We start from the raw sequence: 26,645 nt of genomic DNA on the forward strand, positions 1-26,645 counted from the left end.
CTTTCTATAATGGTGCAGCTTCTTTAGTTGTAGTTTGTATGTTGTAAAAATAGCGATTAATCGCGTTTAGAAAGGCTTGAGCAGATGCTTCTAAGACGTCCTGAGCTGAACCACGTCCGCTAACAGATACGTCATTTACCGTCATTTTGACGTGAACTTCTGCAAGTGCATCTCGTCCTTTTCCAACCGAATTTAAGTTGTAATCCGTTAGGTGTATTTCTTCTTTAACAAGCGATTCGATGGTGTTATATAGAGCTTCAACCGATCCATTTCCAGTTCCTGCTGTCTCTACCCTAGTTTCTTCAGGTGTATGGAGAGCTACGGTAGCGGTAGGGAGGTTAGAAGATCCATATTGAACTTGGAATGCTTCTAGTTTATATTTTTTAACATTTTTTACATCAGTTTGAATATCCGTTAATATCGTGAACAAGTCATCATCTGTGACTTCTTTTTTATGATCGGTTAATAGCTTAAAGGCTTGAAAGGCATCTTGAAGCTTCTCTTCCGTAAGTTCATAGCCAAGGCTCTTAATTTTATCTTTAAAAGCATGACGGCCCGAGTGTTTCCCAAGCACCAAATTGTTTGAGGTTATACCAACTAGCTCTGGTGTAATGATTTCATAGGTTGAAGCATTTTTTAGAACACCATCTTGGTGGATTCCAGATTCATGAGCAAATGCGTTTCGGCCCACTACTGCCTTATTAGCCGGAACCATCATTCCGGTGAATCTACTAACAAGGTCACTCGTACGCTTAATTTCTTTTAAAACTAGATTTGTGTGAAAAGGGTATTTATCGTGGCGAATGTTAAGAGCAACTGCAAACTCCTCCAATGCGGCGTTTCCAGCACGTTCTCCAATTCCATTAATGGTCCCTTCAATCTGAGTAGCCCCATTTTCCGCAGCGGCAAGTGAATTTGCTACTGCCATCCCTAAATCATCGTGACAGTGAGCGGATAAAGAAGCTTGATCAATGTTACGTACGTTTTCTTTCACATAACGGAACAATTTTCCATACTCTTCAGGAGTTGTGTATCCAACTGTATCGGGTAGGTTTACAACAGAAGCACCGGCATCAATCACTTCTTCAATAATTCGCACTAGAAAGTCATAATCCGAACGAGAAGCGTCTTCTGCAGACCATTGAACCTTTGGGAAGCGTTGCCGTGCATATTTAACGGTTTCGACAGCTGTCTTAATTACTTCATCTGGCGTCTTTTTCAACTTATACGTCATATGAATAGGGGAGGTGGCAATAAATACATGCAATCTCGGTTCTTCAGCATCTTTTAATGCATCCCATGCTATGTCAATATCCGATTTTATGGCACGGGCAAGCCCTGTAACAGAAGAGTTTTTAATGGATTGCGCAATTTTTCGAACTGCTTCAAAGTCTCCTTTGGAGGAAGCGGGGAAGCCCGCCTCCATAATATCTACTCCAAAGCGTTCGAGCTGTTTAGCAATCTCGATTTTTTCTAACTGATTAAGATTAACTCCGGGAGATTGTTCCCCATCTCTTAGCGTCGTATCAAAAATATTAATTCGAGTCACTTGTGACCACTTCTTTCTTCTTAGAGTTTACTGGTTTCTTTACAAACGGCATTAACTCACGAAGCTCTTGGCCAACTTTTTCAATTAAATGTTCATTTTCTTTTGCGTTAATTGCATTAAACTGAGGACGATTAGCTTGGTTTTCTAAAATCCATCCTTTAGCAAATGCTCCTGTTTGAATATCGGTAAGTACTTCTTTCATTCTAGCTTTTGTATCTTCATTTACGACTCTAGGACCGGAAACGAAATCGCCCCATTGAGCGGTATCTGAAATGGAATAGCGCATTCCGGCTAATCCACCTTCATACATAAGGTCAACAATTAGTTTTAGCTCGTGTAAACATTCAAAGTAGGCAACTTCAGGTTGATATCCAGCTTCTGTTAAGGTTTCAAACCCAGCTTTTACTAGACTAGTAACCCCGCCGCAAAGTACAGCTTGCTCACCGAATAAATCTGTTTCTGTTTCCTCTTGGAAAGATGTTTGCAGGATTCCAGCGCGTCCAGCACCAATCCCTTTGGCGTAGGCTAATGCGACCTCTGTGGCAGTACCAGTTGCATCCTGATAGATCCCATATAATGCTGGAACACCAGCGCCCTCTTGATACGTTCTTCTTACCAAGTGTCCTGGACCCTTCGGAGCTACAAGAAATACGTCAACATCTTCAGGTGGTACGATTTGACTAAAGTGAATATTGAAACCATGGGCAAAGGCTAAAGCATTACCTGGTTTTAAGTTTGGCTTGATACTCTCTTCATAAATTTTGGGTTGGTATTCATCAGGTAGCAGTACCATTACAACATCTGCTTCAGCCGTAGCTTCCGCAACTGTTTTCACTTCTACACCATCTTCGACTGCTTTATCCCATGACTTTCCTTTTCTTAATCCTACAACTACATCAAACCCGCTTTCCTTTAGGTTTAAGGCGTGTGCATGGCCTTGAGATCCGTAACCGATAATTGCAACCCTTTTCGATTGTAATACCTCTTCATTGATATTGTTGTTATAAAGTACTTTTGTCATTTTTCATTCCATCCTTTCAAATTGTTATTTTAATAGAGAATATGGTGTGAACTCCGTTACTTGTGGTTGTTGACCACGTAGAAAAGCGGTTAAGCCAGTTCGGGCCAACTCTTTAATCCCATAAGGTCGGAGAAGTTCAATTAATGCTTCAATTTTTTCCGGTTTACCGGTGACTTGAACGGATAAGCTATCCTTGCTGACATCAATAATGGATGCTCGGAAAGGTTCAATGATACCTTGGATTTCATTACGGAGCTGGCTACTGCTAACTACTTTAATGAGTGCAAGCTCCCGAGCTACGATCGCTTTATCTGTAATATCTGAAACCTTTAACACATCAATTTGCTTATTTAATTGTTTGGTCAATTGCTCAAGTTTTTGGTTATCTTCCACGTCCACGACAAAGGTCATTTTGGAGATGCCTGGTGTTTCAGTCTGACCTACAGAAATACTTTCAATGTTGAATTGTCTTCGTTGAAGTAAACCAGTAACTCGATTTAAAACACCACTTCGGTTTTGTACCGTCGCTGTTATGATTCGTTTCATGGTTTCACCCCAATCATTTCATGTAATCCTTTTCCTGGAGCAATCATTGGATAGACATTTTCTTGTTGAAGAACACGACAGTCTATAACAACAGGTCCATCATAGGTGATTAATTCGGGCAGTTGTTTTTCAAAGTCTATCTGTCTTTCGATTTTTACACCCCGAATGGAATAACTTTCTGCGAGCTTTACAAAATCGGGTTGAATCGAAAAAATTGACTCGGAATAACGCTCACCATGAAACTTTTCTTGCCATTGACGAACCATACCTAAAGCTTGATTATTGACGATAATCACTTTTACAGGCAAATTTCGTTCCTGGAGGATGGATAATTCTTGTAAGGTCATTTGAAAACCCCCATCACCGACAACAGCTATTACTAAGTCGTTAGGCATGGCAAGTTGTGCACCAATAGCAGAAGGGAAGCCGAAGCCCATTGTTCCAAGTCCTCCTGATGTTACCCAACGATTTGGCTTCTCCAGTGTGTAATATTGGGCAGCCCACATTTGGTGCTGTCCTACGTCGGTTGTGACAATTGCTTTCCCCTCTGTTACGGTATGAACGGTTTCTAACACCCACTGCGCTATCATTTTTTCTTCGGGGTTGTTATACCACAACGGGTATTCACTTTGATAACGGTGTAAAGATTCCCACCAATCTCTATGGTTAGGACGCTCAGAAGCCAGATTTAATAGTTGTTTCAATGCCTCTTTGGAATCTGCAACAATTGGTATGTGTGTCGTAACGTTCTTTCCAATTTCTGCAGGATCAATATCAATATGAGCCACGGTTGCGTTTGGTGCGAAATGCTGTAAATTACCGGTTAACCGATCATCAAATCTTGCTCCAATATTAATTAGCAAATCACATTCATAAAGGGCCATGTTAGAAGTGAATGTTCCATGCATACCAGCCATACCTAAATGGTTTTCGTGTGAGCCTGGAAAACTTCCTAGCCCGAGAAGGGTAGTGGTTACTGGTAATTCGAATTTTTCAACGAACTCTAGTAAAAAATCGGAAGCTTTACCGTGTAGTACACCAGCTCCTGCTAATAGTAGTGGTTTCTTCGATCTTGCTAGAGAGTCCGCTAGTTTTTTAATTTGTAACGGATTTGGCTTCAAAGTTGGTTGATAACCGGGTAAATCAAACGTGGTATCAAATTCAAGTTCCTCCGATACTTTTGCAGAGATATCTTTAGGAATATCAACGACTACAGGCCCTGGTCTTCCTGTAGTTGCTATATGGAATGCTTCCCGAACGATTCTTGGTAGATCACTAATGGATTGAACTTGGTAGTTATGCTTCGTGATTGGGGTAGTGATTCCCATTACATCTGCTTCTTGAAATGCATCTGTTCCGATAACTCCTGTAGCAACTTGCCCTGTAAAGACAACGAGAGGGAGAGAGTCCATCATGGCATCTGCGATTCCAGTAATAAGGTTCGTTGCCCCTGGGCCAGAAGTAGCAAAGACGACCCCTGGTTTACCAGAGACTCTAGCATAGCCTTCTGCTGCGTGTATGGTTCCTTGTTCATGTCGTCCTAAAATGTGTGTAAAGGCATTGTTTGCTCGGTATATAGCATCATATATTGGTAATACTGCTCCACCAGGATAACCAAAAACAATCTCGACTCCTTCATTCACCAATGCCTCTACAAGCAAATCTGCACCGTTTTTCGGTGACACACCGGTATGAATGCCCGGTTTCATTTCAACTTTCACTTTTAATCCCTCCTAATTGGTAAGTTTGTATGTTTTATTTCATCATTTTTATCCTGTTTAATCGGGGAAGACCTAAAAAAAGACCCTTCCACCCAATATACCTGCGCAATGACAGAAAAATCGGGGAGAAAAGGTCTTTGCTTTTCACGGTACCACCCTTTGTTCACAGTATCCTTGCGGAAAACTGCCTTATGGAGCTAAGTTAGCTCCTTTTGATAACAGGTGCATAGAAATGGACACCTGGTTGGGCCTAATTGGAACACTCCGTTCGGCTCAACACTCAGGGACGATGTCAGAATAAGGTGTATTTCCGGGCTTCCAGCAACCCCGGCTCTCTGTGAATACAGGATCTTATTCCTTTGTTCCCGTCTTCGCTTTGTTCATATGGCTCTTTTTTTAAAGCTCCCAAACCGTTTATATTTTCATTACTCCTCCTGTATTAGCAGAAGTAACAAGCTTTGAATATTTTGCAAGATAACCAGATTTGATTTTCGGTTCTGGTTTCTTCCATGTAGCCCGTCTTTGCTCAAGAGTCTTCTCATCCACTAAAAGCTCGATGGATCTGGCTGGGAGGTCAATCACGATTTGATCTCCATTTTGTACGTACGCGATTGGTCCACCTTCTGCCGCTTCTGGAGAAATATGCCCAATCGAAATGCCGCGTGTTGCACCTGAAAATCTTCCATCGGTAATTAATGCAACTTCTTTTCCAAGTCCTCTCCCAGCGATGGAGGAAGTAGGGGCAAGCATTTCTGGCATTCCTGGTCCACCTTTAGGACCTTCATAACGAATGACCACTACATGACCAGCCTTGACGGTGCCATCATCAATACCTGCTTGTGCTTCTTCTTGTGATTCGAAAACAATCGCTTCCCCTTTAAATGTTTGGATGGTGGGGTCAACCGCACCAACCTTGATGACACTACCATCTGGAGCTAGATTTCCATGAAGAATAGATAAACCTCCAACAGAACTGTATGGGTTATCTAATGTGCGAATTACATTGTCATTTAAGATTTTTGCGTCTTTCACATTTTCGTATAGGGACTTTCCTGTGACAGTGATACGATCTTTATGAAGTAGACCGTCAATTTTACATAGCTCTTTAATAATGGCACTTACTCCACCTGCCAAATGCACGTCATGCATGGAGTAATCGGAAGCAGGACTTATCTTTGATAAATAAGGAACTTTTTCGGCAATTTCATTGACTCGTTTTAAGTCATATTCAACCCCTGCTTCATGGGCTATGGCTAACGTGTGCAATACCGTGTTCGTAGATCCGCCCATGGCCATATCTAAAGCAAATGCGTCATCAATGGTATCCTTTGTAATGATATCTCTAGGTTTTATATCTTTTTCTACCAAATGGATTAAATGTTTGGCAGCTTGATAGATTAGTTCATGACGTTCATCTGAAGTTGCTAGAATCGTACCATTACCTGGAACTGTCATTCCTAGCATTTCCATAAGGGAGTTCATCGAGTTTGCGGTAAACATCCCCGAGCAAGATCCACATGTAGGGCAGGCGAGAGTTTCTAGTTCCGTCAACTCTGCTTCTGACATGTTACCTGAGTGAACCGCACCAACCCCTTCGAACATAGAAACGAGGGATAGTGGCTGTCCGGTAGGGGACATTCCCGCTTCCATCGGACCACCGGATACGAAAACAGAAGGTACGTTGGTTCTTGCAGAAGCCATAAGCATCCCTGGAGTAATCTTGTCACAGTTAGGGATGAAAAAGACCCCATCAAACCAGTGCGCATTAATAACTGTTTCTGCACTGTCTGCAATGATTTCGCGACTTGGGAGGGAGTATCTCATCCCGATATGACCCATTGCAATTCCGTCATCAACGCCAATTGTGTTAAATTCAAATGGTATTCCACCAGCTTCGCGAATAGCATCCTTTACTACTTCTGCGAATTTGTTTAAGTGTCGGTGCCCAGGAATAATATCCACATAGGAGTTACACACTCCGATAAATGGCTTCCCTAGATCGCTCGTCTTTACCCCAGTGGCATGTAATAAACTGCGGTGGGGAGCTCGATCAATCCCTTTCTTTATCATGTCGCTACGCACGGTGTAAGACCTCCTTAACTAACTACAGCTTTATTCTGATTTTCGGATGGATAACAATCAACGCCATCCGTTGTTACTACTCTTCTAAACTCTTTTAAAAGGTTATTTGTAATTGATCCAGGTTTTCCATCCTTTATTGGACGTCCATCTACTTCAATAACGGCGATTACTTCTACAGCAGTACCAGTTAAAAACACTTCATCTGCTACATATACATCGTGTCGAGTAAATGGAGCCTCTTTTACTTCATAATTTTTCTCGCGAGCTAGATCAATAATGGCATTACGCGTAATCCCTTCCAGCGCTCCGAGATAAACCGGAGGGGTATAAATGGTTTCGTTTTTAATAATGAAAATATTATCAGCAGAACCCTCTGTAACATATCCTTGATCATTTAGCATCAAGGCTTCATCTACTCCAGCTTGGTTTGCTTCTAATTTCACTAAAATATTGTTTAAATAATTTAAGGACTTTACTTGTGGACTTAAAACATCAGGTCGATTTCTTCTGCTAGCAACTGAAGCGATTCTTAGTCCTTTTTCATATAATTCTTTCGGATAAAGAGCGAGTGCTTCCGCGATAACGATGACACGCGGTTGAGAGCAATGTCTTGGATCAAGTCCTAAATTTCCAGGCCCACGAGATACGACGACACGAATATATGCGTTTTCTAGTTGATTTCTTCGAATAGTATCCACGATAATTCGCTCCATCTCCTCCTCGGTGTATGGGACGTTCAACATAATGGATTGAGCTGACTCGTATAAACGCTTTAGGTGTTCGTGGAGCTTAAAGATGTTACCGCTGTAAACTCGGATTCCTTCAAATACTCCATCCCCGTATAAGAAACCATGATCATATACCGAGACAACTGCGTCTTCTTTTTTCACGAAGGTATCACCTAAAAATATCCATTGTTTATCCATGCTCAACCACTCCTCTCTGTCGGAATTTTCAATCTTTTATCAATAGAGAAAACTAACGATCTGGATACAGAATGTAAAAAAATCTGTTAGATTATCTTACAATGGACTAACGCATCCCTACGAAAAACACATATACTGTAACTCAGTTATTTCTGCTATATTGATAAATAAATATTTTGGTTGACGACAATCATACAACCATTTTTTGTGAAGGTCAACAGGTTTAGTGAAAATTTTCAGATAGTTGTGATAAATCAGATAACTAGTAAGCGCTTACACTATTTGCGTATAAAGGTTTGCTTACAAGGTAAAATTTGTGCCTATTTTCTTGATTACAATCTAAAATAATACCAAAAACCACTCCGTACAAAAGAGTGGTTTTGATTATGCGTTTACAATTGTCCATATGGGGTGTACGATGTGTAGAAATCGAAATCTTTCAGTATTCATGATACGATGAGAATTATTCTATAAGGAAGTATGTCATAATGAAATCTACAAAGCTATGCATTATACCGTGTGGAAATAAAAAAATTTGGGATAAATATGGAGATGTGGGACCGACTGTTGCGAAAGAAGCCTATGTTGGTACTTTCCATCGTCTCTGTGAGACATATGCGGAGCATTTCCATCTAGATTGGGTTGTTCTGTCTGCTAAGCATGGATTCTTATATCCTGATGATTGGGTAGAAGGCCCGTATGACCTATCTTTTAATCATAAGGAAAAGAAGGACATTATTAGTATTCAGCAGCTTCAGGACCAAGTGGAACAGAAAGGGTTAGCTCAGTACAATTCCATTGTTTTATTAACAGGTAAAAAATACAATCCTATTGTGAGAAGTTGCTTTCCAAACCATTCAATCCAATATCCATTACAAGATTGTGCAGGAATTGGCTATATGCAAAAGAAACTTAAAGAGGCCATACAGTCCAACCAACCTATACATATATAATAACCTACTAGAAGCTATCTCTGATGAGATGGCTTTTATTTTATTTAAAAATACTTAGGAATTGAGCAATTTACGAACCAAAATCTAATCCTTTGAATACATCAATATTGTGGGTCAAAAAGACTTAGGTAGAAAAGGGAGGAGAAGGTAATGTTTTATCATGTAAAGGAGCTACAATATAGAGCAGTTCCAGAAAGACCAGATCCGGTCTTTGCTAAAAAACTTCAAGAGATTCTTGGAGGACAATTTGGTGAAATTTCTGTTGCTATGCAGTACTTATTTCAAGGTTGGGGTGCTCGTGGTGAAGGAAAATATGTAGATCTTTTGATGGATACAGGTACGGAAGAACTTGCACACGTGGAGATGCTTGCTACGATGATTGCAAGATTATTAGATAATGCTCCAGAGGTAGACCTTGATGAAGCAGTTGATAATCCTGTTGTTGCTGCTATCTTAGGGGGAACAAATCCACAGCATGCAATTGTATCTGGTTTAGGTGCAATGCCGTCAGATAGCGTTGGGAATAGATGGACAGCAGACTATATTATTGCCAGTGGTAACTTGCTTGCAGATTTTCGTGCTAACTTAAATGCAGAGTCCCAAGGAAGACTACAGGCAGTTCGGTTATATGAAGAAACAAATGATCGTGGCGTCAAAGATATGCTTTCCTGGCTCATTGCAAGAGATACGATGCATCAAAATCAGTGGATTGCAGCAATTCATGAATTAGAAGAAAAACAAGGTGTGGTTGTTCCAGCTACCTTCCCACGTGAATTACAGAAAGAAGAAGTGGCTTACACATTGTTTAATTATTCTGCAGGTAATGATAGTGCGAAAGGGAGATGGGCACATGGTCCAGCACCAGATGGCTGTGGTGTATTTAATTATGTGGAACATCCACAACCATATGGTGGAAAACCAGTCTTAAACCCAGCACCACTTTGGGTACATGATACACCTTTAGATTTGTTAAACATGAAACATCGTCCTGATCCAGATTTGAAATAATAGGAAATAAGGCTACTCGAGATGGAGTAGCCTTATTTTAGCCCGTAAATACTTGGTCGGATGGATAGCGAACATGTGTATCTCGTGGTTTAGCCAACATAAATGCAAACGTTATCGGGCCGATGCGCCCAATGAACATAAGAATCATAATAAACACTTTTCCTAATGTGCTTAAATCAAACGTGATACCTGTTGACAATCCGACAGTTCCAAAGGCAGAAATAGCCTCAAAAGCAATAGCGAGAAATGGAGCACTTTCGGTAATGGTAAGAAGGAAAATAAAAATAAACAGTACGAAAATACTCATCATAATAATGGCTAAAGATCGAATGATGATATCTGTTTGAATTCTTCTTCCATACAAGACTGGTTCTGATTTGGAGCGGAGAAAGGTAATCGTCGCAAGTAACACAACCATTGCCGTTGTCAATTTAATTCCACTCCCGGTTGAAGCACTTCCTGCTCCAATAAACATGAGTACCATCGTATAGACAAGGGAAGCATCTTCCATACTACCAGTATTGACTGTATTAAACCCTGCTGTTCTAGGACTAACAGCCTGAAAGAAAGAGGCAATCCATTTTCCTGTTTCACTTAACCCTCCAATTGTTTGTGGGTTGTTATATTCTAATGTAAAAATCAGGAGAGTGGACACTATGTTTAACACAAGCGTCCCCACAATCATCATTTTGGTGTGTAGCATAAACGAATTCCAATTTCGACTTTTGAATAAATCAGAAATTACTGTAAATCCAAGACCTCCGACTATGAATAGAAAGCTAATAACTATATTTACAATTGGATCCGTGGCATAATCCATTAAGTTATTGGACCATGTAGAAAACCCTGCATTATTAAAGGACGAAATGGTATGAAATAGACTATTAAAGAGCCCGTGCTTCCATCCATATACAGGTACCCACTTTATCGACAATAAGAGAAAAGCAACGAATTCAACAGACAAACCAAACGTCATCAGTAGTTTTACAAGTTGAACAATGCCACCAGTGTTGGATTGGTTAAAGGCTTCTGTCATAATGATTCGCTGCTTTAAAGAAATTTTTCTTCCCATAATGAGTAAAACAAAAACAGCAAAGGTCATTAATCCTATACCACCAATTTGAATCATTATCATGATGATAAATTGACCAAACATAGTGAACTGTGTTGCTGTATCTACAACAATTAGTCCTGTAACTGTTGTAGCTGAAACGGCGGTAAATAAGGCATCTATCCAAGAGATGGATCCGGTCGTTGAGATAGGCAATTTAAGACCAACTGTACCAAGTAAAATAATGACAAGGAAGCTACATGCTAGGATCCTTGTAGGTGAAATATCTTCTAAAAGTTTTTTTATTTGTGTCATAGTTATCCCCTTCAGGATGATGTATGAACTATATTATAAACCTATTATATTAGAATTCTAGTCTGTTTTAATAAACTTTACATCTAGTTTCTAGTCTTGTATAGCTCCCATAGTTTAGGAGAAGGCTTCTATCTAATAGTCCCTAGACTATCATTTAATTTGTCATTAATTCGTATATATACAGAGGATGCCTCAAATACACTTACGTGTTTTTCCCCCAGGTGATGCTTTTTCGGTCGTGCAAACTGTTCCTATACCTACTCTCCACTAGACTTCTGTTCTTGTAATCAATAGATCTTTTCCTCTTTTTATGCAAATTTCAACGATTGTCCATGTCAAAAAAGGTCTGTTTTGAAAATGATATAGTAAGACGAAATATTTCTTCCTAGCAATCATTGTAACCAAATGGTGTTCAATTAGGAGGTGTGAAAATTGGACAAAGATACTTTGCTACGCTCTTTTCTTTTATTCGCTGCTATTGTCAATCAAGTTTTTGTTTTCTTTGGTCATTCCACTATTCCTATAGGGAATCCGTTAGTGGAGCAAGTTGTAGCAACAATCTTCACTATACTCTCTTTTTTTATCGTATGGTTCAAAATCAATTGTTCACAGACAGATGGAGGATATCACGAAAAAAATCAAAGTCTAAATGGACCATTGAAATACAAAAAGACGTTCATGAGGTGGAGCCGGTCCTTATCATCGATCCAGGTCATGGTGGGGAAGAGATAGGGTCAGGTTCTAATGCTAACTGGATAGAAAAAGCTATTAATCTACAGATTTCTCATTATCAATATAAACGATTTAATGAATTGGATATACCAGTTGCGATGACTCGAACAACCGATGAGACCATATCTAAAGATGAAAGAGCGAGAAGGATTAGAGAAAGTGGTGCAAAATACTGTATTTCCAATCATATTAATTCTGGTGGAAGAGATGGGGTTGATATTATATACTCCATATACAGTGAGGATACTTTAAGTCGGATAATTGCAGAAGAATTACAGTTGGAAGGTCAAAATATACGGAAGGTCTATTCTAAATCACTTCCAAATAATCCTAAAGAGGACCTTCATTATTTGAATCGAGAAACCGAAAATGTCCAAACAACCATTATTAAGTATGGGTTTGCAGATTCTAATCAGGACGATGTTATACAATTGAAAAAGCATTGGAAAAATTACGCAGAAGCGGTTGTTCGAGCTTTTTGTCGTTATGCCGGATACCAATATATAGAACCGGTGTCTGAAGAAGAAGATTTTATAGATTTTGAACCATTGGAAAAAGAAGAGGGAATCGTTCAGGTATTACAGCTACCTGCGAGCGAGACAGAGTGGAGAATATATCCAATCGGAGTCAAACCGACGGATGGAAAAGAAATAGGAGTCATTCATCCAAACAAATTTAACGGATTAGAATATAGAATTCTTGGTACTTCTTATCCTAACGTCTATATTATCCAAACATCAAATTTCGGTATTGTGCAAATTATTGCACATCCTGACTCCGGTGCAGTTTTAAAGCCAAGTAAACAGTAATGTAGTGAGGTCAATGGAAGAGGGCGTTATAATAACGTCCCTCTCTTCTTTCATAACCATTGGATTTGTCATTGCCTGTAGGTCGTTGCTGGAGTATGATGGAAGAAGCGGAACAATTTATTACATAACAGAGGTGATACGATGTCTACCTACAATATGAAGTGGGATCTTGAGACCATTTTTCCAGGTGGAAGTAAATCTGAGGAGCTTACTTCCTATATCCATACGTTAGAAACAGAGTTAAGTAATCTAGAAGCATCATTGGCTAGTGAAGAGACCGTAAAAACGTTTGGTACTCCACAAGTCTTTAGGACCATTTTAGATAAAGTTGAGACGATAACCAAACGGTTAGGCGAGATTTCTTCCTTTGTTGGATGCCTGACTGCACAGGACGTATCTGATCATCATGCAAAATTACTAGTAGGGAAAAGAAATGAGTTAGCTGCAAGATTTTCTGCGGCGATGTCTGCTGTAGATGAGCAAATGAAAGCAATTTCTTCAGAGGAATGGAATCATCTTATGGAGGATTCAGATTTTGTTTCAGTAGCGTTTGTATTAAACGAACGGAGACAAAAGGCAATGGAAAAACTTCCATTACAACAAGAAGTTCTTTTAAATGATTTAGCTGTTGATGGCTATCATGCATGGGAAGAGATGTATGATACGATTGTAGCAAAAATTTCGATCAACGTAGACATTGAAGGAAAGTCGCAATCGCTATCTGTAGGACAAGCAGAAAACAAATTAAGCCATCCTGATCGTAAAGTAAGACAAACAGTCTTTCAACATATGGAACAAGCGTGGATGGAACAAGCAGATTTATTTACGGAAACGCTTAATCATTTAGCAGGTTTTCGACTTCAAACGTATAAGCACCGTGGTTGGGATCATGTATTAAAAGAACCACTTGAATATAACCGAATGGATGAAAATACCTTGTCATCGATGTGGGAAGCTATCTCTAATCAAAAGACACCATTTGTATCTTATTTAAAACGCAAAGCTGAATTATTGGGGATTGAAAAGATGAGCTGGTTTGATTTGGATGCGCCGGTTGCTGAGTCTACAGAGACGATTAGTTACGACCAAGCGGCCGAAATAATTGTGAAAGAATTTGGACAGTACAGTTCTGAAATGGCTTCATTTGCCCAGCACGCTTTCGATCAACGTTGGATTGAAGCGGAAGACCGTTCCGGGAAACGTCCAGGAGGTTTTTGTACGGGATTTCCTGACAGTAAAGAGACTAGAATCTTTATGACATATTCTGGTACAGCTTCTAATGTATCAACCTTGGCTCATGAGTTAGGTCATGCCTATCACCAGTATGTCATGGATGATATGGAGCTATTAAATCAAGATTATGCAATGAACGTTGCAGAAACAGCATCGACTTTAGCGGAAATGATCCTTGCAGACGCAGCTGTAAAAAATGCAAAAAATGATGAAGAAAAAATTGCATTGCTTGAAGATAAAATTCAGCGTAGTGTTGCCTTTTTTATGAATATCCATGCTAGATTTTTATTCGAAACGAGATTCTATGAAGAACGAAAAAAAGGGATTGTGCCAACAGATCGTCTTCATACGTTAATGAAAGAGGCACAAGAAGAAGCGTATTGTGGAGAATTAGATAGATATAATCCAGTATTCTGGGCATCTAAGCTTCACTTTCATATTACGGATGTTCCGTTCTATAACTTCCCGTATACATTTGGTTATTTGTTCAGTCTAGGAATTTATGCACACGCCCAAGAAAATAAAGAGGAATTTGAAGAATTCTATAAAGCAATTTTAAAAGATACTGGAAGAATGAAGGTAGAGGATTTAGCTAGTAAACATTTACATGTTGATCTAGGCTCCTTAGATTTTTGGGAAAAGGGCATCCAGCTTTGTATTGCGGATGTTGAGGAGTTCATTAAACTTACAGAGAGTCGTCTGTAAAAAAAGAGCCGTACGGCTCTTTTTTCTTTACTGTTGAAATAATCAAATACGTTATGTATAATACGGTTAGCAAAAAAAGCATAGTAATAAAGCCTTCAGGGGGAGCCGTTTTGGCTGAGAGTGAACCTAGTGTTCTGACCCTTTGAACCTGTTAGTTAGTACTAGCGTAGGGATGGTGGCTTTTTTGATGGCGTAGTATGCAATGTGAGTGGGTCCTCCATCAGGAAGCTTCCCCTTGGCATTGCTTTTTTTGTTGCCAAAAAATAGGGGAGGGAATTCATCATGAATTCAAGTAAGAGAATTTTATTTTTAGTGGAAGTAGCAATTTTGTCTGCTTTTGCCTTTGTATTGGATATTATTCCATTCTTATCTATTAAGTTTTGGGCACAAGGCGGATCTGTTTCCTTAGCCATGATTCCAGTGTTTATCGTAGCGTATCGGTGGGGATTAAAGGGTGGTTTACTTTCAGGTTTATTGTTTGGACTTTACCAAGTAGCATTTGGCCAACCGTATATCCTAACTCCAATACAAGGAATATTAGATTACGGGGTTGCTTTTACCGTTCTAGGTTTTGCTGGTCTTTTTGCAGCAAAAGTCCAACAAAGTCTGAAGGAACGAAACAGAGGACAATTTGTGTGGAATGTTAGTGCTGGAATTTTATTAGGATGTACTCTACGATTTATCGCTCACTATTTCGCGGGTGTTGCATTCTTTGAATCTGCTATTGATGGGATGGGAATATATTTATATTCTTTCTTATATAACATTTCCTATTTATTACCATCTTTTGTGCTCAATGCTTTAGTAATAGGCTTCTTATTCTATAAACAACCAAGACTTCTGGTGTTACGCACAGCTGTTTAAAGAAAGTGCAGGCTTTTTGCCTGCGCTTTTTTTTTATCTTGGAATTGAAAAGTGGATAAACAACCAGCGCCTTTCGGCTTGGCTTCGCCAAGTTTTCTTTTCCTATCGGTGGATATCCTGTCAGCAAGGGAGTTGAATCGACGTAGTGGCCAGGATAAGGAAGCTAGATAAGGGCAACTAGGGCTCAGCCTGCGCTTCCGGCTTGGCTTCACCAAGTTTTCTTTTCCTATCGGTGGATATCCTGTCAGCAAGGGAGTTGAATCGACGTAGTGGCCAGGATAAGGAAGCTAGATAAGGGCAACTAAGGCTCAGCCTGCGCTCCGGCTTGGCTTCGCCAAGTTTTCTTTTCCGTATCTCGGATATCCTGTCAGCAAGGGAGCTGAATCGACGTAGTGGCCAGGATAAGGAAGCTAGATAAGGGCAACTAGGGCTCAGCCTGCGCCTCCGGCTTGGCTTCGCCAAGTTTTCTTTTCCGTATCTCGGATATCCTGTCAGCAAGGGAGTTGAATCGACGTAGTGGCCAGAATAAGGAAGCTAGATAAGGGCAACTAGGGCTCAGCCTGCGCCTTTCGGCTTGGCTTCGCCAAGTTTTCTTTAGTATACTAAAGAAAATGATAACCGAGGTGATTCCCATGAAAGAATTGGTTGGTACTTGTTCTATTTGTCAGCAGGATGTATTCTGTGAGGATGGTTTTTTTAATGGGATTCATGAAGATGGTAAAATCATTTGTTTTACTTGTTATGAAAAAAATAAATTATATGGAGGGAACAGAGATGAGAAGGAAAAAAGATATTGTGGCTACTTATTCCATCGTAGGTTTTGATCCGAAAACTGGTGAATTAGGAGTAGCAGTTCAGTCTAAGTTTATTGGGGTTGGATCGGTGGTACCTTGGGCGAAAGCGGGAGTGGGAGCTGTGGCAACCCAGGCATTCGCTAATCCAGCATATGGTCCAGAAGGTCTGAAGCTTATGGAAGAAGGGAAATCGCCTGCAGAAGCTATAGAAATTTTAACAAATTCCGACAAGGATAAAGATGAAAGACAGGTTGGAATGGTAGATGCTAACGGAAACGCTGCTACTTTTACAGGCTCCAATTGTTATGACTGGGCAGGTGGGGTATCCGGAGAAAATTTTGCTGCTCAAGGTAATATTTTAGTGAACAAAGAAACTGTTACGGATATGGCGGAAGCTTTTCAAAACACGAAAGGAAGCTTAGCGGAGCGCTTATTAGCCGGTTTATCAGCTGCTCAGAATGCTGGTGGTGACAGCAGAGGTAAGCAATCCTCGGCTCTCTATATTGTGAAAGAAAAAGGGGGGTATGGCGGTCTTAACGATGTATTTATTGATCTTCGTGTAGATGACCATCCAGAGCCTATAAAAGAATTGATCCGACTGTTTAACTTACAACAGTTGTATTTCGGAGAAACCAAAGAAGAAAACATCCAACCTATCGAGGGGGAAGTTCGAGAACGCCTCGTACAAGGATTAGTAAAATGGAACTACTTAGATAATACCGTAGTAGATGATGTAGAACTATATGATGTATTCACAAGGTTCCTACATACAGAGAATTTTGAAGAAAGAGAATTAGAACAAGGAAAAATTGATTTAGAAGTTCTGCAATTTATCGAATCAAAATAAAAGAGGGGCTGGGATATAACTAAAAAGATAAACCGAAAAGCCGAACAACAGCCTATACTAGCTCCGGAAATATACGTAGACTCCAGCGGGAGGAAAGTCATTGGTGAGACCCACACAGCGCGTCAGCAAGAGGAGGCACACCAGCCGCCCGTGGAAAGCGTCGTATATTTCCGGAGCGGGGTATAGGCACTATTTATAATTGTTCGTTTTTTCATTGCTTGCTATACTTCTCAGCCTCTTTTTTAACGAGCTGAAGAGAGGGGGCATGTATTACAACGGAAAATGGAATCTCCGATTCGTGGAGCTTTTTTAAAAGCACTAATTAAATCCACTCTGCATATTCTATATCACGATTGACCATGAATGTGGTCAATGTGAAGGAGGATGCAATGTGGAGTTGACGTTATCGCATTTTCTTTATGGAATCTTTACACTTGTAATTATTTTAACTATGGCATTTCGTAAGGGTGTCGTGTTACCAACTTTACTAGGAACCTTTATCGTCGCTTGGGTGTATCAAGGGAGCTTAATTGAAGGTTTCACAGCCATATTTAATGCCAATTTAGTTGCAGCTAAAGAGCTTTTTAGTATTTTTTTAATTATTACGTTTATGGTTGCTTTATTACATTCGTTAAGAGACTTAGGTGCAGATAGAAGAATGATTCAACCGATTCAGAAAATAATGCTGAATGGTCATATTGCTTATTTTGTGTTAATCATTGTTACGTATGTCATCTCTTTATTCTTTTGGCCAACTCCTGCGGTACCTCTTATATGTGCACTTTTAGTTCCTGCAGCTGTTAGAGCTGGTCTACCTGTTTTAGTCGCTGGAATGGCCATTGCTTTAGCGGGTCAAGGGATGGCGTTATCCTCAGACTACGTCATGCAGGTTGCCCCAGGTTTATCAGCAAAAGCAGCTGGAATAGAAACGTCTGCAATTCTCGATAAGGCTCTCATTCTTTCCCTTATTACGGGCGGAGTTGCCATCCTATTAGCTTATCTATTCAATCGAAAACAAATAAGATCAAGCAATGATCCACAGATAGAAAAGGAATTAGATGGACTACAAGGACTTGCGGATAAACACGATAAACAATCATCTACGCATCATCTTTCTTTGTGGAGTAAAGTGTTTGCGTTATTAGTTCCCCTATCAATGTTAATTGTGATGATTTTTATGATTTCAACAAAATTGAATTCAGGGAGAATGAGTGGTTTTGAAGGAGGCGACGGAGCAGCATTTATTGGTGGAGTCGCAGTGGTTCTATTGCTGCTTTCCACGATTGCTTTCGGTAAGCACCATGCTTTGGATTATATCTCGGATCATATAACAGATGGTTTTGTATTTGCGTTCAAAGCCATGGGGCCAGTTATTCCGATTGCCGGTTTCTTTTTTCTTGGGAGTTCAGATTTCTCTGCAAGTATTCTCTCTTTGCCTGAGGGAGACAATCCTGCATTTTTATTTGACTTAGTTAAAGAAAGTCAGAACTACCTGCCGCAAAATTCTATCCTTGCTGCCTTCAGTATTTTGGTCATTGGGATTGTGACGGGGTTAGATGGATCCGGTTTTTCTGGATTACCGTTAACAGGAGCACTGGCTTCGGCATTCTCGACAAATTCTATCGATCCGTCTACACTAGCAGCAATTGGACAAATGGGGACGATCTGGACTGGGGGAGGTACCATTGTAGCATGGTCTTCTCTTATAGCCATTGCGGGCTTCTGTAATATTCCAGTTATGGAGCTAGTACGAAAAAACTTTATTCCCGTAATGCTAGGACTTATCCTTTCCACAACACTAGCTATCGTCTTATTTTAACGTTGGCTTCATGTAGACAAAAAAAGGGGCTGGGACATAACTAAAAAGATGACCCGAAAAGCCGAACAACAGCCTATACTAGCTCCGGAAATATACGTAGACTCCAGCGGGAGGAAAGGCATCGGTGAGACCCCACAGTGCGTCAGCACGAGGAGGCTCACCAGCCGCCCGCGGAAAGCATAGTATATTTCCGGAGCGGGGTATAGGCACTAATGATAATTGTTCGTTTTTTCATTGCTTCCTATACTTTTGTCTCAACCTCCTTATTTCATTCTTGCTACTATCATAAATCGATGTTGCCGGACGTCCAAGTAACCGTTTTTTTGAATGTATGCATGGGTATGTGTTAACTCTTTTTCATAGCTTTTAGGACTGAAATTAGGAATCTGCCATGGAATTGCTTTCAAATAATACAAAAGGGCACCAATATCGAAAAAGCGTTGCTTCGGGAAATATTCTTGCTTGAAAAGAATCTCAACTTCGGCAATTTCTAATTCACTAGAGGCAAAATCTAAATTCCAATGAGTATATTCTGGATTTATTGGCGCTTGAAGTATTTCATTTAAATCGTTGCAATCTTCTCCACCAACTTGCTGTGTCAAAAAATACCCACCTGTCTGGAGAACTCGTTTTAACTCGGAAGTGCAGTAGGACTCGTGTTTATTTATAATTAAGTCAAATCGGTTTTTTTGAACGGGAGTTTGTCATCATCCTGTATTGGATAAACCTTCACTCCTAAAGGCTCTAACCTTTTCTTTGCGATAGAAACATTTGGTTCATATCCTTCTGTCGCACATATATGAGAAGGGAAGGGGCGTAACGTGGACAAAAGCTCCCCTCCACCTGTTCCCATGTCTAACATGGATGTTGCTTGTCTCACATAGGGGATAACAAGACTCCCATATGACCAAGGTAACAATTCAGATTGTATTCGCCCAGATTGGGACAAATAAGAAAAGTCCCAGCCTGAAAACAATTGATTAAATTCTTCTAGGTAAAAAGATAGTGGTATTGTAGTTCTCATTGTATTCCTCCTATTAATGTAAGTTAAGTTCAACTTATTATGGAGGAGCTCTAGAGCATTGTTATGGTTCATAGGATTTCGTAAACAAGGATTTTCCCCCTTATTCTTTCATTAGGTCCAGTGTATCATAATGAGTAGAAACGTTTCATTACGATGAAGAATTTTGTTTGTGATACGATAGTGAAAAAGATAGGGGAGAGATTCCATGAAAGCCTTTGTTCATAAAGGAACTGAACTTATTTTTACGGATGTAAAGGAACCAACGATTCAAGATAATCAAGTAAAGGTAAAACTTAAGATGGCGGGACTTAATCATCGTGACTTGAACATTCCAGCAAGAAGAGGGAATAATTCCACCCCGCTTATCTTAGGTTCTGATGGCGCTGGAATTGTAACTGAAATTGGGAATAACGTTAAGAATGTTAAAGTTGGAGACGAAGTACTCATTAACCCTGGTATCGGATGGAAGGAAAATAGTGATGCACCACCCGAAGGTTTTGAGATTGTAGGCATGCCAGATCAAGGGACTTTCAGTGAGTATTATGTATGTGATGAATCTGGGGTAGTACATAAACCAGACTACTTGTCCTGGGAAGAAGCAGGAGTGGTAGCCTTGGCTGGCTTAACAGGATATCGGGCATTATTTACAAAAGCTAATTTGAGTCAGGAAGATACGGTATTTATTCCAGGCGCGGGCAGTGGGGTCGCTACATTTATGATTCAATTTGCAAAGGCAGTTGGAGCAAAGGTTATTGTTACATCAAGAAGTAAAGAAAAACTAGAACATGCAAGAAAGCTTGGTGCGGATATAACAGTCGATACGGGTGAAAATTGGAAGGAAGTACTGAAACACGAAACAATTGATATAGTGATTGAGAGTGTTGGAAGAGCTACATTTAATCGTTCTTTAGAGGTGTTGAAAAAAGGCGGTAGAATGGTTACGTTCGGTGCAACTACGGAGGACGAAATAACGATCAACATACGAAGTTTCTTTTATGGTCAGTACCAATTATTTGGTACTACGATGGGAAGCTTAGAGGAACTAACCGACATGTTAAAATTTATGACAACACACCAAATTCGACCTGTTATTAGTAAGGTGTTTCCTATTGAAAAAGCAGAAGAAGCATTCTCTTATTTAGGAAATGCTAATCAATTTGGAAAAGTAGTATTATCGATTTCCTAATATATATGCGTGAAAAGCCCAAAAGTGGCCTTTCACGCTACTACCTCAACCTTTAGGTTTAAAAAGTAGTGCTCCAATCATACCGAAGACAATTGCTGATGTAATACCAGCACTAGTAATTTGGAACATTCCAGTTAACACGCCAATCACTCCATGTTGATTGGCAGCCTCTGTCGCGCCATGGACTAATGAATTTCCGAAGCTTGTAATTGGCACGGTAGCTCCAGCTCCTGCGAAGTCGACAAGTGGTTCGTACCAGCCGAAGGCATCCATTAACCCGCCAACTACTACTAACGTACATAACGTATGGCCGGGAGATAATTTAAACACATCAAACATAATTTGGCCGACTACACAAATGAACCCTCCAACTATGAATGCCCATAAAAATGTCATGAAACCAGCCTCCTTTCTCTAATGTTCAATGGAAACAGCGTGAGCAATACACGGTATAGATTCTTTTTGTTGTGTTGTCATTGGGGATAAGAGAGCACCTGTTGCTACAACTAGAATTTTTTCGAGCTCTCCTTTTTTCAGCCTGTTTAAAAAATGACCATACGTAACTACAGCAGAGCAGGCAGCACCACTTGCACCTGCCAGAACGGGTTGTCCTTCTTTGTAGATTGTTAGTCCGCAATCAACAAAAGAATCAGGGTTTATTTTTGTTCCATTTTTTTCGAACAGACCGAGTGCGATATCACGACCAATCTGTGCTAAGTCACCTGTAATGATTAAGTCGTAATAAGAGGCAGTAATTCCGCGATCTGCAAGATGTGTTTCAATGGTTTCTACGGCTGCTGGAGCCATGGCGCCTCCCATATTCATTGGATCTGTTATTCCTTGGTCTACGACTTTACCTATTGTCGCAGAGGTTACTTTTGGACCATCTCCTTTTTGGCTTAATAAAGCAGCACCTCCACCTGTTACGGTCCATTGAGATGTAGGAGGTTTCTGAGCACCATATTCTGTAGGGTAACGAAATTGTTTCTCAACAGCTGCATTATGACTAGATGCGCCAGTTAAAACGTAGTTTGCTGCCTGGCTATTAATCATTAAAGCACTTAATGCTAGGCCTTCCATCGATGTTGAACAAGCTCCAAACAGTCCAAAATAGGGTATTCCTAACGTTCTTGCAGCGAAGCTCGTTGGCGTAATTTGGTTGATTAAATCCCCACCAAGAAAAAATTGGACGTCATCTTTGGAGACCCCTGCTTTATCTAAAGCTGTTTGACTAGCCTTTTCAAGTAATACTTTATGTGCTTTTTCAAATGAATCTTGATTCATCCATAAATCATCAAATAAGTAATCAAAATCATCTTTTATATTTCCATTTGCTTCAAACGGTCCTCCTACAGTTCCTGTCGAGATGATGACAGGCTGCTGATCAAACGTCCACGTGCTTTGACCTGTTAACATCAAATAACCCCCCATTTAATGAGCAGCGTTTTAACCAAAACAATCACAAAAGAAGAAAATACACCAAATAAGATGACGGAGCCTGCTAGCTTAAACATATTTCCGCCCACACCTAGTACTAACCCTTCTGTTCTATGTTCAATGGAAGCGGAGATCACAGCATTTCCAAACCCAGATACCGGGACTGCAGACCCCGCTCCTGCAAACTGTGCTATTCGATCATAAACACCAAAGCCGGTTAACAGCATGGTGATGAAGATGATGGTTGCAACTGTTGGATTTCCAGCATTTTGTTCCGTGAAGTTAAAGAAATGGATATAAAACGTTGTGATAACTTGTCCGATTAAGCAAATGAACCCGCCTACCAAAAATGCTTTGATGCAATTTTTGAAAACTGGTCTCAGGATTTCTTTTTGTTTTGCAAAATCTTGATATTGTTGTTGATTTAGTGAAGTCTTTTGCTTTTTGTTAGACATACCTTAACCCCTCTTGTTTTGCATCTTATGCCTCATCATTTATTAATTTTTGAATGGTATCAAAATCTTTATTTAGCTGGCTTTTATCCATTTTGTTGTTTTGTATTTCTTTTTCCAACCTATCAAGCTCGATAAAAATCTTTTGATCAGAGGATATAAATATCTCTTTATTAGGAAATTCCTTTTCTAAGTCGCTTTTAAATTCTCCTTCTAATTTCGTCTCTCGGAACGAATCAAGTTGCTTTACTTTAAATGCTAGAAGAATTTTATCGGTTGTATTAATTCCTCTTACACCGTTAACTTCCTTATTGTCTAAAAGTAGTTGTTTTGCTTTTGTTGCGACAGATTGATTAACAGGAGCGTCTTTATTTGTCACTTTTGTAAAATCAATATTATTATCTTTTGTTTGAACCCGATTATCTTCTTGTTGATTACAGCCAACGAGTAGCATAGCTAATAACGCAATGGCTAATACCTGTTTCAATTTAATCACCAACTATTTATATATTCATTAAATTCATTCGTTACATATGTTTTACTACAGAAATAGTTCTTATGCTTTTTGTTACATTCCAAAAACTTACAAATTTTTGAAATTGATTTCGTTTTTTTTATTTATTATGAAACTTTTACCAGTAGAAAATCGTCTATACAGTAAAGCTATTTTAAAGAAGTATCTACATAATTAGTCTTAATTCGATTGTTTTTTTATTTTGGCTTAATAATTGAACGTAAGTACGGTCGGAAAATATCTTTTACTGTTAGAACGATATAAATGAGGTAGAAAGGGGAGTGAGGTAGGTTTGATTCGAAAATGGATAAATGATTCTACTCATCATCGTAGCAATTGGATGCATAACGTTTGTTTGCATTAGTCAAATTTCAAACGCCAAACTAGTCAAACCTGTTAAGGTCTCCAAGCAGGTAGAGGATTTTGTTCTCCATGTACGGATAGAACAAAACGAAGATGGATTTCAAGTACTCCGTGCTCTTGAATATAAAGGAACAAAAACCGTTGAACTGCTTCATCGTACCCCACTCATTTCTATTTCCATCGACCGGAATAATCATGATTTTACAGGCAGTCCGGTTAGTAGGACCATGGATCCAGGTGATAAATATGCAAGAGATCCTAGACATTTCGAGGCATTGGAAAAAGGGACGCATACGATATTTATCCATGGACAGTTTTATGTGAACAATGAATTAGTGGATATAGAAGAAACACGAGAAATTGTGTTTGAATAAAAAAATAAACAAGCTAGGAGATATCTCCTAGCTTGTTTATTTTTTATTCAGTCCTTTTGATTGAACAAAAGGAGTAACATCTGTTCGAATAGGGGTAGAAAGCTTTCGTATCATTTGAGTGGACCATTGATCCATCCGTTTATTTTCAGAACGTTTTTTGTAGTAGTCATTTACACCTTGGTCAAAATGTTCAATTTCTTTTTGTAGAGAGGCACTCTCTATATATTTATTTTTAAAATAGAACGCCTCTTTTGGTAATCTAGGTTTTGGTTGTGGATCATGATCTGGTTCTCCAACAGCTAACCCAAATAATGGGATGACGTGATCTGGTAATCCCAGCAATTGATCAACAGTCTTAATATCATTACGAATACTTCCTATGTAACATACTCCTAACCCAATTCCTTCCGCTGCTAAACAAGCATTTTGGGCTGCTAAAGCAGCGTCGATGGTGGCTACTAAAAAGTGCTCTGTATTCTCTACATTTTCGTTTATTTGTTGCTTTTCTTCAGGGGAAGCTAGAAGACCAACTTTATTTAAATCTGCACAAAAAACAAATAGGTGCCCATTATGTTCAACATAGGATTGTCCAGAAATTTTAGCGAGTTTTGATTTGACAGAAGCGTCATCGATACCGATGATGGAATATGCCATCATAAAACTAGAGGTAGACGCGCGACTTGCTGCTTCAATAATTGTATTTATTTCTTCGTTAGATAAAGGTCTTTCTTTAAATTTGCGAATAGAACGATGACCTAGTATCGTTTGAATCGTTTCGTTCATCGTAGCATCTCCATCCTTAATTACTTAACGTAAGTTTAATTTTTCTCGTTCGTTTTTCTGACGTGTACCAATATTCTAAGGTAGGACTCTCCAGTGATGAGACATCAGCAATAGAGAGCTCGATTTGTTCGTCGTTTTCCCAAGATGCATTCAAGATAGGGAGTGAGTAATCTAAGGAATATTCTTCAGTTTCAACTTTTACTGGTTTCCATTCCTCTATATCAAAGATCTGAACCTGGTGGGTGAACAAGGTTGTTTGGTTCTTCGTTTTTTTTCTTTCAAACAAGAAAAGCATCTTGGTATTATCAGGTGATGGAGCCATTTGTTTGTATCTTGCTAAGTCTGTTAGTAAAAAGGATTGCCCATTTCCCGATTGGTCTAATAGAAGGTAAGAACACCTTTCTTGATAACAAGCAAATTCAAGCAGATAGTAGGGTTGTTTAGATACCTCTAGCTTTATTAGTTCCATATCTCGAATGACAGCCTTCTGGTCATTTACACCTCGAAGAAATTGGGACAATATTGGTACGTGCTCTAAATTAATGATTATTTGCTCATTTGGGAGTGTAAACTCTAAAACCATTTTTTCTTCTTCTGAATCCATGGAAGTATCTTCGAGTACTGGGTCTTCTTGCACCGTCTCATCAGTCTTTACCGATTTTTTCGTAATCGCTACCTCTTGATCTGAATTCGAACATGCACTAAGTATCAGAAGAAAAAGAACGCAAACGATGGAATGCTTCATACCATCTCTCCTGTCGTACCAACATTATTGGTTGTTGTTTTTGATATGTCTTTTTAAATGAATATGGTGTATGATGCGGATGGTTGGACGGATGGCTAATTGTCCACTCCCTATTATAAACAACCAAACGCCGACTCGCTTCCACTCCTCATATAAAAACATTATACTTCCGACGAGAAACCAAATCGAAATAAGGAAATCGTTTATATTATATAATATTTGATAAGGCTTCTTAAAAAATATATCAAACCTTCCAACTTGAATACTATTTTTTTGTTCTTTATGTTGTGGTTGATTCATTTAATTAACCTCCTTCTTCATGTATATAACACAATCTGGCTAACATTAATCTTTATTTATTCAAAAAGATCAATTTTCAAAAATGGTCGAACTTACTAGTAATATATGTCATAATAGAGGAAGAAAGGAGCTGCATATATGGGCGATATTATTGACTTTGAAATGAACAAGACCAGAAAGTATGTTCGGACCATGGCATTTAATAAAGGGTTGGTGTATGAAGTCTTTCTTACGGTTGTAAACTATGTCAATAAGCATTCCAACTTTGGGCAGCATCCAGATGATTTCTTAACTACAGGATCCTCATTAGCGGAATTGTACAATGGAGATTCTACTCGATTTATTGCCACCTTTGATGAATTATTAGAATATTGGAATCTCGATAAATGTACCCATAAACCAAATGAAATAGAACAGTTTAAAACGGTAGGGGATTTATGCCGTTTCATTGATGTACGAGTAAGTCCATTAAAAATAATAAGAGGTAGATAA

The 26,645-nt window shown here is 39.3% G+C and carries 25 protein-coding genes, 1 pseudogene and 1 riboswitch; of the genes and pseudogenes, 11 read left to right on the forward strand and 15 right to left on the reverse strand.

The features are described from left to right. Positions 1-4: 4 nt before the first annotated feature. The 6 genes from FN924_RS07320 to ilvE form a co-directional block, all read right to left on the reverse strand. Positions 5-1,549: a 2-isopropylmalate synthase gene (locus tag FN924_RS07320; protein ID WP_143893133.1), complete on the reverse strand. Its 1,545-nt coding sequence runs from the start codon at positions 1,547-1,549 to the stop codon at positions 5-7. Further along, on the reverse strand, positions 1,536-2,570 hold the full coding sequence (ilvC, locus tag FN924_RS07325) for a ketol-acid reductoisomerase (protein WP_143893136.1): 1,035 nt from the start codon (positions 2,568-2,570) through the stop codon (positions 1,536-1,538). Before ilvC ends, FN924_RS07320 begins: the two co-directional genes overlap by 14 nt. Positions 2,571-2,594: 24 nt before the next feature. Further along, a complete protein-coding gene (gene ilvN / locus FN924_RS07330; protein ID WP_143893138.1) occupies positions 2,595-3,116 on the reverse strand; it encodes an acetolactate synthase small subunit in 522 nt (173 codons plus the stop codon). Beyond that, positions 3,113-4,825 carry an acetolactate synthase large subunit gene (gene ilvB, locus FN924_RS07335; protein WP_143897162.1) on the reverse strand — a complete coding sequence of 571 codons (1,713 nt, stop codon included), beginning with the start codon at positions 4,823-4,825 and terminating at the stop codon, positions 3,113-3,115. Before ilvB ends, ilvN begins: the two co-directional genes overlap by 4 nt. Before the next feature lie 426 nt (positions 4,826-5,251). After that, positions 5,252-6,919 (reverse strand): dihydroxy-acid dehydratase, encoded by a 1,668-nt coding sequence (ilvD, locus tag FN924_RS07340; protein WP_143893140.1) that lies wholly within the window; start codon positions 6,917-6,919, stop codon positions 5,252-5,254. Positions 6,920-6,933: 14 nt separating this feature from the next. Beyond that, the gene (gene ilvE, locus FN924_RS07345) at positions 6,934-7,845 is read right to left on the reverse strand and encodes a branched-chain-amino-acid transaminase (protein WP_143893142.1); all 912 of its coding nucleotides are present in this window, start codon (positions 7,843-7,845) and stop codon (positions 6,934-6,936) included. Between the two features lie 488 nt (positions 7,846-8,333). On the opposite strand from ilvE, the gene FN924_RS07350 reads away from it, so the two are divergent. Then, positions 8,334-8,798 (forward strand): DUF6884 domain-containing protein, encoded by a 465-nt coding sequence (locus FN924_RS07350; RefSeq protein ID WP_143893144.1) that lies wholly within the window; start codon positions 8,334-8,336, stop codon positions 8,796-8,798. 150 nt (positions 8,799-8,948) lie between these two features. Beyond that, positions 8,949-9,806, forward strand: coding sequence for a manganese catalase (locus tag FN924_RS07355; RefSeq protein ID WP_143893146.1), 858 nt, complete (start codon positions 8,949-8,951; stop codon positions 9,804-9,806). A gap of 37 nt (positions 9,807-9,843) precedes the next feature. On the opposite strand, the gene FN924_RS07360 is transcribed toward FN924_RS07355, so the two are convergent. Next, the gene (locus FN924_RS07360) at positions 9,844-11,172 is read right to left on the reverse strand and encodes a TrkH family potassium uptake protein (RefSeq protein WP_143893148.1); all 1,329 of its coding nucleotides are present in this window, start codon (positions 11,170-11,172) and stop codon (positions 9,844-9,846) included. A 432-nt stretch (positions 11,173-11,604) separates the two neighbouring features. Between FN924_RS07360 and FN924_RS07365 the strand changes: the two genes are divergently transcribed. The 6 genes from FN924_RS07365 to FN924_RS07395 all read left to right on the forward strand — a co-directional run bounded on the left by FN924_RS07365 (position 11,605) and on the right by FN924_RS07395 (position 18,975). Then, a complete protein-coding gene (locus tag FN924_RS07365; protein WP_143893150.1) occupies positions 11,605-11,904 on the forward strand; it encodes a phage holin in 300 nt (99 codons plus the stop codon). Next, the gene (locus tag FN924_RS07370) at positions 11,856-12,713 is read left to right on the forward strand and encodes an N-acetylmuramoyl-L-alanine amidase family protein (RefSeq protein ID WP_158633966.1); all 858 of its coding nucleotides are present in this window, start codon (positions 11,856-11,858) and stop codon (positions 12,711-12,713) included. The genes FN924_RS07365 and FN924_RS07370 overlap by 49 nt, the downstream gene beginning before the upstream one ends. Positions 12,714-12,854: 141 nt before the next feature. Continuing rightward, a complete protein-coding gene (locus FN924_RS07375) occupies positions 12,855-14,651 on the forward strand; it encodes a M3 family oligoendopeptidase (protein WP_143893154.1) in 1,797 nt (598 codons plus the stop codon). Positions 14,652-14,739: 88 nt separating this feature from the next. Further along, positions 14,740-14,841: riboswitch (TPP riboswitch) on the forward strand. 92 nt (positions 14,842-14,933) lie between these two features. Next, positions 14,934-15,515, forward strand: coding sequence for an energy-coupled thiamine transporter ThiT (thiT, locus tag FN924_RS07380; RefSeq protein ID WP_143893156.1), 582 nt, complete (start codon positions 14,934-14,936; stop codon positions 15,513-15,515). A 774-nt stretch (positions 15,516-16,289) separates the two neighbouring features. Continuing rightward, on the forward strand, positions 16,290-17,156 hold the full coding sequence (locus FN924_RS07390; RefSeq protein ID WP_143893160.1) for a DUF1028 domain-containing protein: 867 nt from the start codon (positions 16,290-16,292) through the stop codon (positions 17,154-17,156). A gap of 391 nt (positions 17,157-17,547) precedes the next feature. Next, positions 17,548-18,975: a hypothetical protein gene (locus FN924_RS07395; RefSeq protein WP_143893162.1), complete on the forward strand. Its 1,428-nt coding sequence runs from the start codon at positions 17,548-17,550 to the stop codon at positions 18,973-18,975. Positions 18,976-19,238: 263 nt separating this feature from the next. Here the strand turns inward: FN924_RS07395 and FN924_RS07400 are convergent. After that, positions 19,239-19,999, reverse strand: a pseudogene (locus FN924_RS07400) (class I SAM-dependent methyltransferase). Positions 20,000-20,204: 205 nt separating this feature from the next. On the opposite strand from FN924_RS07400, the gene FN924_RS07405 reads away from it, so the two are divergent. Further along, positions 20,205-21,185, forward strand: coding sequence for a zinc-binding dehydrogenase (locus FN924_RS07405; protein WP_143893164.1), 981 nt, complete (start codon positions 20,205-20,207; stop codon positions 21,183-21,185). 45 nt (positions 21,186-21,230) lie between these two features. Here FN924_RS07405 and spoVAE read toward each other — a convergent pair whose 3' ends face one another. Genes spoVAE through FN924_RS07425 form a run of 4 tightly spaced genes read right to left on the reverse strand, consistent with a single transcriptional unit; the run spans position 21,231 to position 23,561 of the window. Further along, positions 21,231-21,581, reverse strand: coding sequence for a stage V sporulation protein AE (spoVAE, locus tag FN924_RS07410; RefSeq protein ID WP_143893166.1), 351 nt, complete (start codon positions 21,579-21,581; stop codon positions 21,231-21,233). Positions 21,582-21,599: 18 nt separating this feature from the next. Continuing rightward, on the reverse strand, positions 21,600-22,601 hold the full coding sequence (spoVAD, locus tag FN924_RS07415; RefSeq protein ID WP_143893168.1) for a stage V sporulation protein AD: 1,002 nt from the start codon (positions 22,599-22,601) through the stop codon (positions 21,600-21,602). Then, the gene (gene spoVAC, locus FN924_RS07420) at positions 22,601-23,077 is read right to left on the reverse strand and encodes a stage V sporulation protein AC (RefSeq protein WP_143893170.1); all 477 of its coding nucleotides are present in this window, start codon (positions 23,075-23,077) and stop codon (positions 22,601-22,603) included. Before spoVAC ends, spoVAD begins: the two co-directional genes overlap by 1 nt. Before the next feature lie 25 nt (positions 23,078-23,102). Then, positions 23,103-23,561, reverse strand: coding sequence for a YhcN/YlaJ family sporulation lipoprotein (locus tag FN924_RS07425; RefSeq protein WP_228409620.1), 459 nt, complete (start codon positions 23,559-23,561; stop codon positions 23,103-23,105). 338 nt (positions 23,562-23,899) lie between these two features. Between FN924_RS07425 and FN924_RS07430 the strand changes: the two genes are divergently transcribed. Next, entirely contained in the window at positions 23,900-24,325 is a 426-nt protein-coding gene (locus tag FN924_RS07430; protein WP_143893174.1) for a hypothetical protein, read from the forward strand. A gap of 36 nt (positions 24,326-24,361) precedes the next feature. Here FN924_RS07430 and nfsA read toward each other — a convergent pair whose 3' ends face one another. Genes nfsA through FN924_RS07445 form a run of 3 tightly spaced genes read right to left on the reverse strand, consistent with a single transcriptional unit; the run spans position 24,362 to position 26,153 of the window. Continuing rightward, positions 24,362-25,108: an oxygen-insensitive NADPH nitroreductase gene (gene nfsA, locus FN924_RS07435; protein ID WP_143893176.1), complete on the reverse strand. Its 747-nt coding sequence runs from the start codon at positions 25,106-25,108 to the stop codon at positions 24,362-24,364. Between the two features lie 16 nt (positions 25,109-25,124). Further along, complete coding sequence (locus FN924_RS07440; protein WP_143893178.1) at positions 25,125-25,853, reverse strand: hypothetical protein; 729 nt, start codon at positions 25,851-25,853, stop codon at positions 25,125-25,127. Between the two features lie 24 nt (positions 25,854-25,877). Then, a complete protein-coding gene (locus FN924_RS07445; protein ID WP_143893180.1) occupies positions 25,878-26,153 on the reverse strand; it encodes a YrhK family protein in 276 nt (91 codons plus the stop codon). 138 nt (positions 26,154-26,291) lie between these two features. Here FN924_RS07445 and FN924_RS07450 point away from each other — a divergent pair, with 138 nt between their 5' ends. Beyond that, complete coding sequence (locus tag FN924_RS07450; protein ID WP_143893182.1) at positions 26,292-26,645, forward strand: hypothetical protein; 354 nt, start codon at positions 26,292-26,294, stop codon at positions 26,643-26,645.

The organism is Radiobacillus deserti, assembly GCF_007301515.1.
Taxonomy (GTDB): Bacteria; Bacillota; Bacilli; order Bacillales; family Amphibacillaceae; genus Radiobacillus; species Radiobacillus deserti.

Excerpts from the sequence above, each read along its gene's own strand:
- ilvC (WP_143893136.1), bottom strand. The coding sequence starts at position 2,570 with ATGACAAAAGTACTTTATAACAACAATATCAATGAAGAGGTATTACAA.
- ilvN (WP_143893138.1), bottom strand. The coding sequence starts at position 3,116 with ATGAAACGAATCATAACAGCGACGGTACAAAACCGAAGTGGTGTTTTA.
- ilvB (WP_143897162.1), bottom strand. The coding sequence starts at position 4,825 with ATGAAACCGGGCATTCATACCGGTGTGTCACCGAAAAACGGTGCAGAT.
- ilvE (WP_143893142.1), bottom strand. The coding sequence starts at position 7,845 with ATGGATAAACAATGGATATTTTTAGGTGATACCTTCGTGAAAAAAGAA.
- FN924_RS07350 (WP_143893144.1), top strand. The coding sequence starts at position 8,334 with ATGAAATCTACAAAGCTATGCATTATACCGTGTGGAAATAAAAAAATT.
- FN924_RS07355 (WP_143893146.1), top strand. The coding sequence starts at position 8,949 with ATGTTTTATCATGTAAAGGAGCTACAATATAGAGCAGTTCCAGAAAGA.
- FN924_RS07360 (WP_143893148.1), bottom strand. The coding sequence starts at position 11,172 with ATGACACAAATAAAAAAACTTTTAGAAGATATTTCACCTACAAGGATC.
- FN924_RS07375 (WP_143893154.1), top strand. The coding sequence starts at position 12,855 with ATGTCTACCTACAATATGAAGTGGGATCTTGAGACCATTTTTCCAGGT.
- thiT (WP_143893156.1), top strand. The coding sequence starts at position 14,934 with ATGAATTCAAGTAAGAGAATTTTATTTTTAGTGGAAGTAGCAATTTTG.
- FN924_RS07390 (WP_143893160.1), top strand. The coding sequence starts at position 16,290 with ATGAGAAGGAAAAAAGATATTGTGGCTACTTATTCCATCGTAGGTTTT.
- FN924_RS07405 (WP_143893164.1), top strand. The coding sequence starts at position 20,205 with ATGAAAGCCTTTGTTCATAAAGGAACTGAACTTATTTTTACGGATGTA.
- spoVAE (WP_143893166.1), bottom strand. The coding sequence starts at position 21,581 with ATGACATTTTTATGGGCATTCATAGTTGGAGGGTTCATTTGTGTAGTC.
- spoVAD (WP_143893168.1), bottom strand. The coding sequence starts at position 22,601 with ATGTTAACAGGTCAAAGCACGTGGACGTTTGATCAGCAGCCTGTCATC.
- spoVAC (WP_143893170.1), bottom strand. The coding sequence starts at position 23,077 with ATGTCTAACAAAAAGCAAAAGACTTCACTAAATCAACAACAATATCAA.
- FN924_RS07430 (WP_143893174.1), top strand. The coding sequence starts at position 23,900 with ATGATTCTACTCATCATCGTAGCAATTGGATGCATAACGTTTGTTTGC.
- nfsA (WP_143893176.1), bottom strand. The coding sequence starts at position 25,108 with ATGAACGAAACGATTCAAACGATACTAGGTCATCGTTCTATTCGCAAA.
- FN924_RS07440 (WP_143893178.1), bottom strand. The coding sequence starts at position 25,853 with ATGAAGCATTCCATCGTTTGCGTTCTTTTTCTTCTGATACTTAGTGCA.
- FN924_RS07445 (WP_143893180.1), bottom strand. The coding sequence starts at position 26,153 with ATGAATCAACCACAACATAAAGAACAAAAAAATAGTATTCAAGTTGGA.
- FN924_RS07450 (WP_143893182.1), top strand. The coding sequence starts at position 26,292 with ATGGGCGATATTATTGACTTTGAAATGAACAAGACCAGAAAGTATGTT.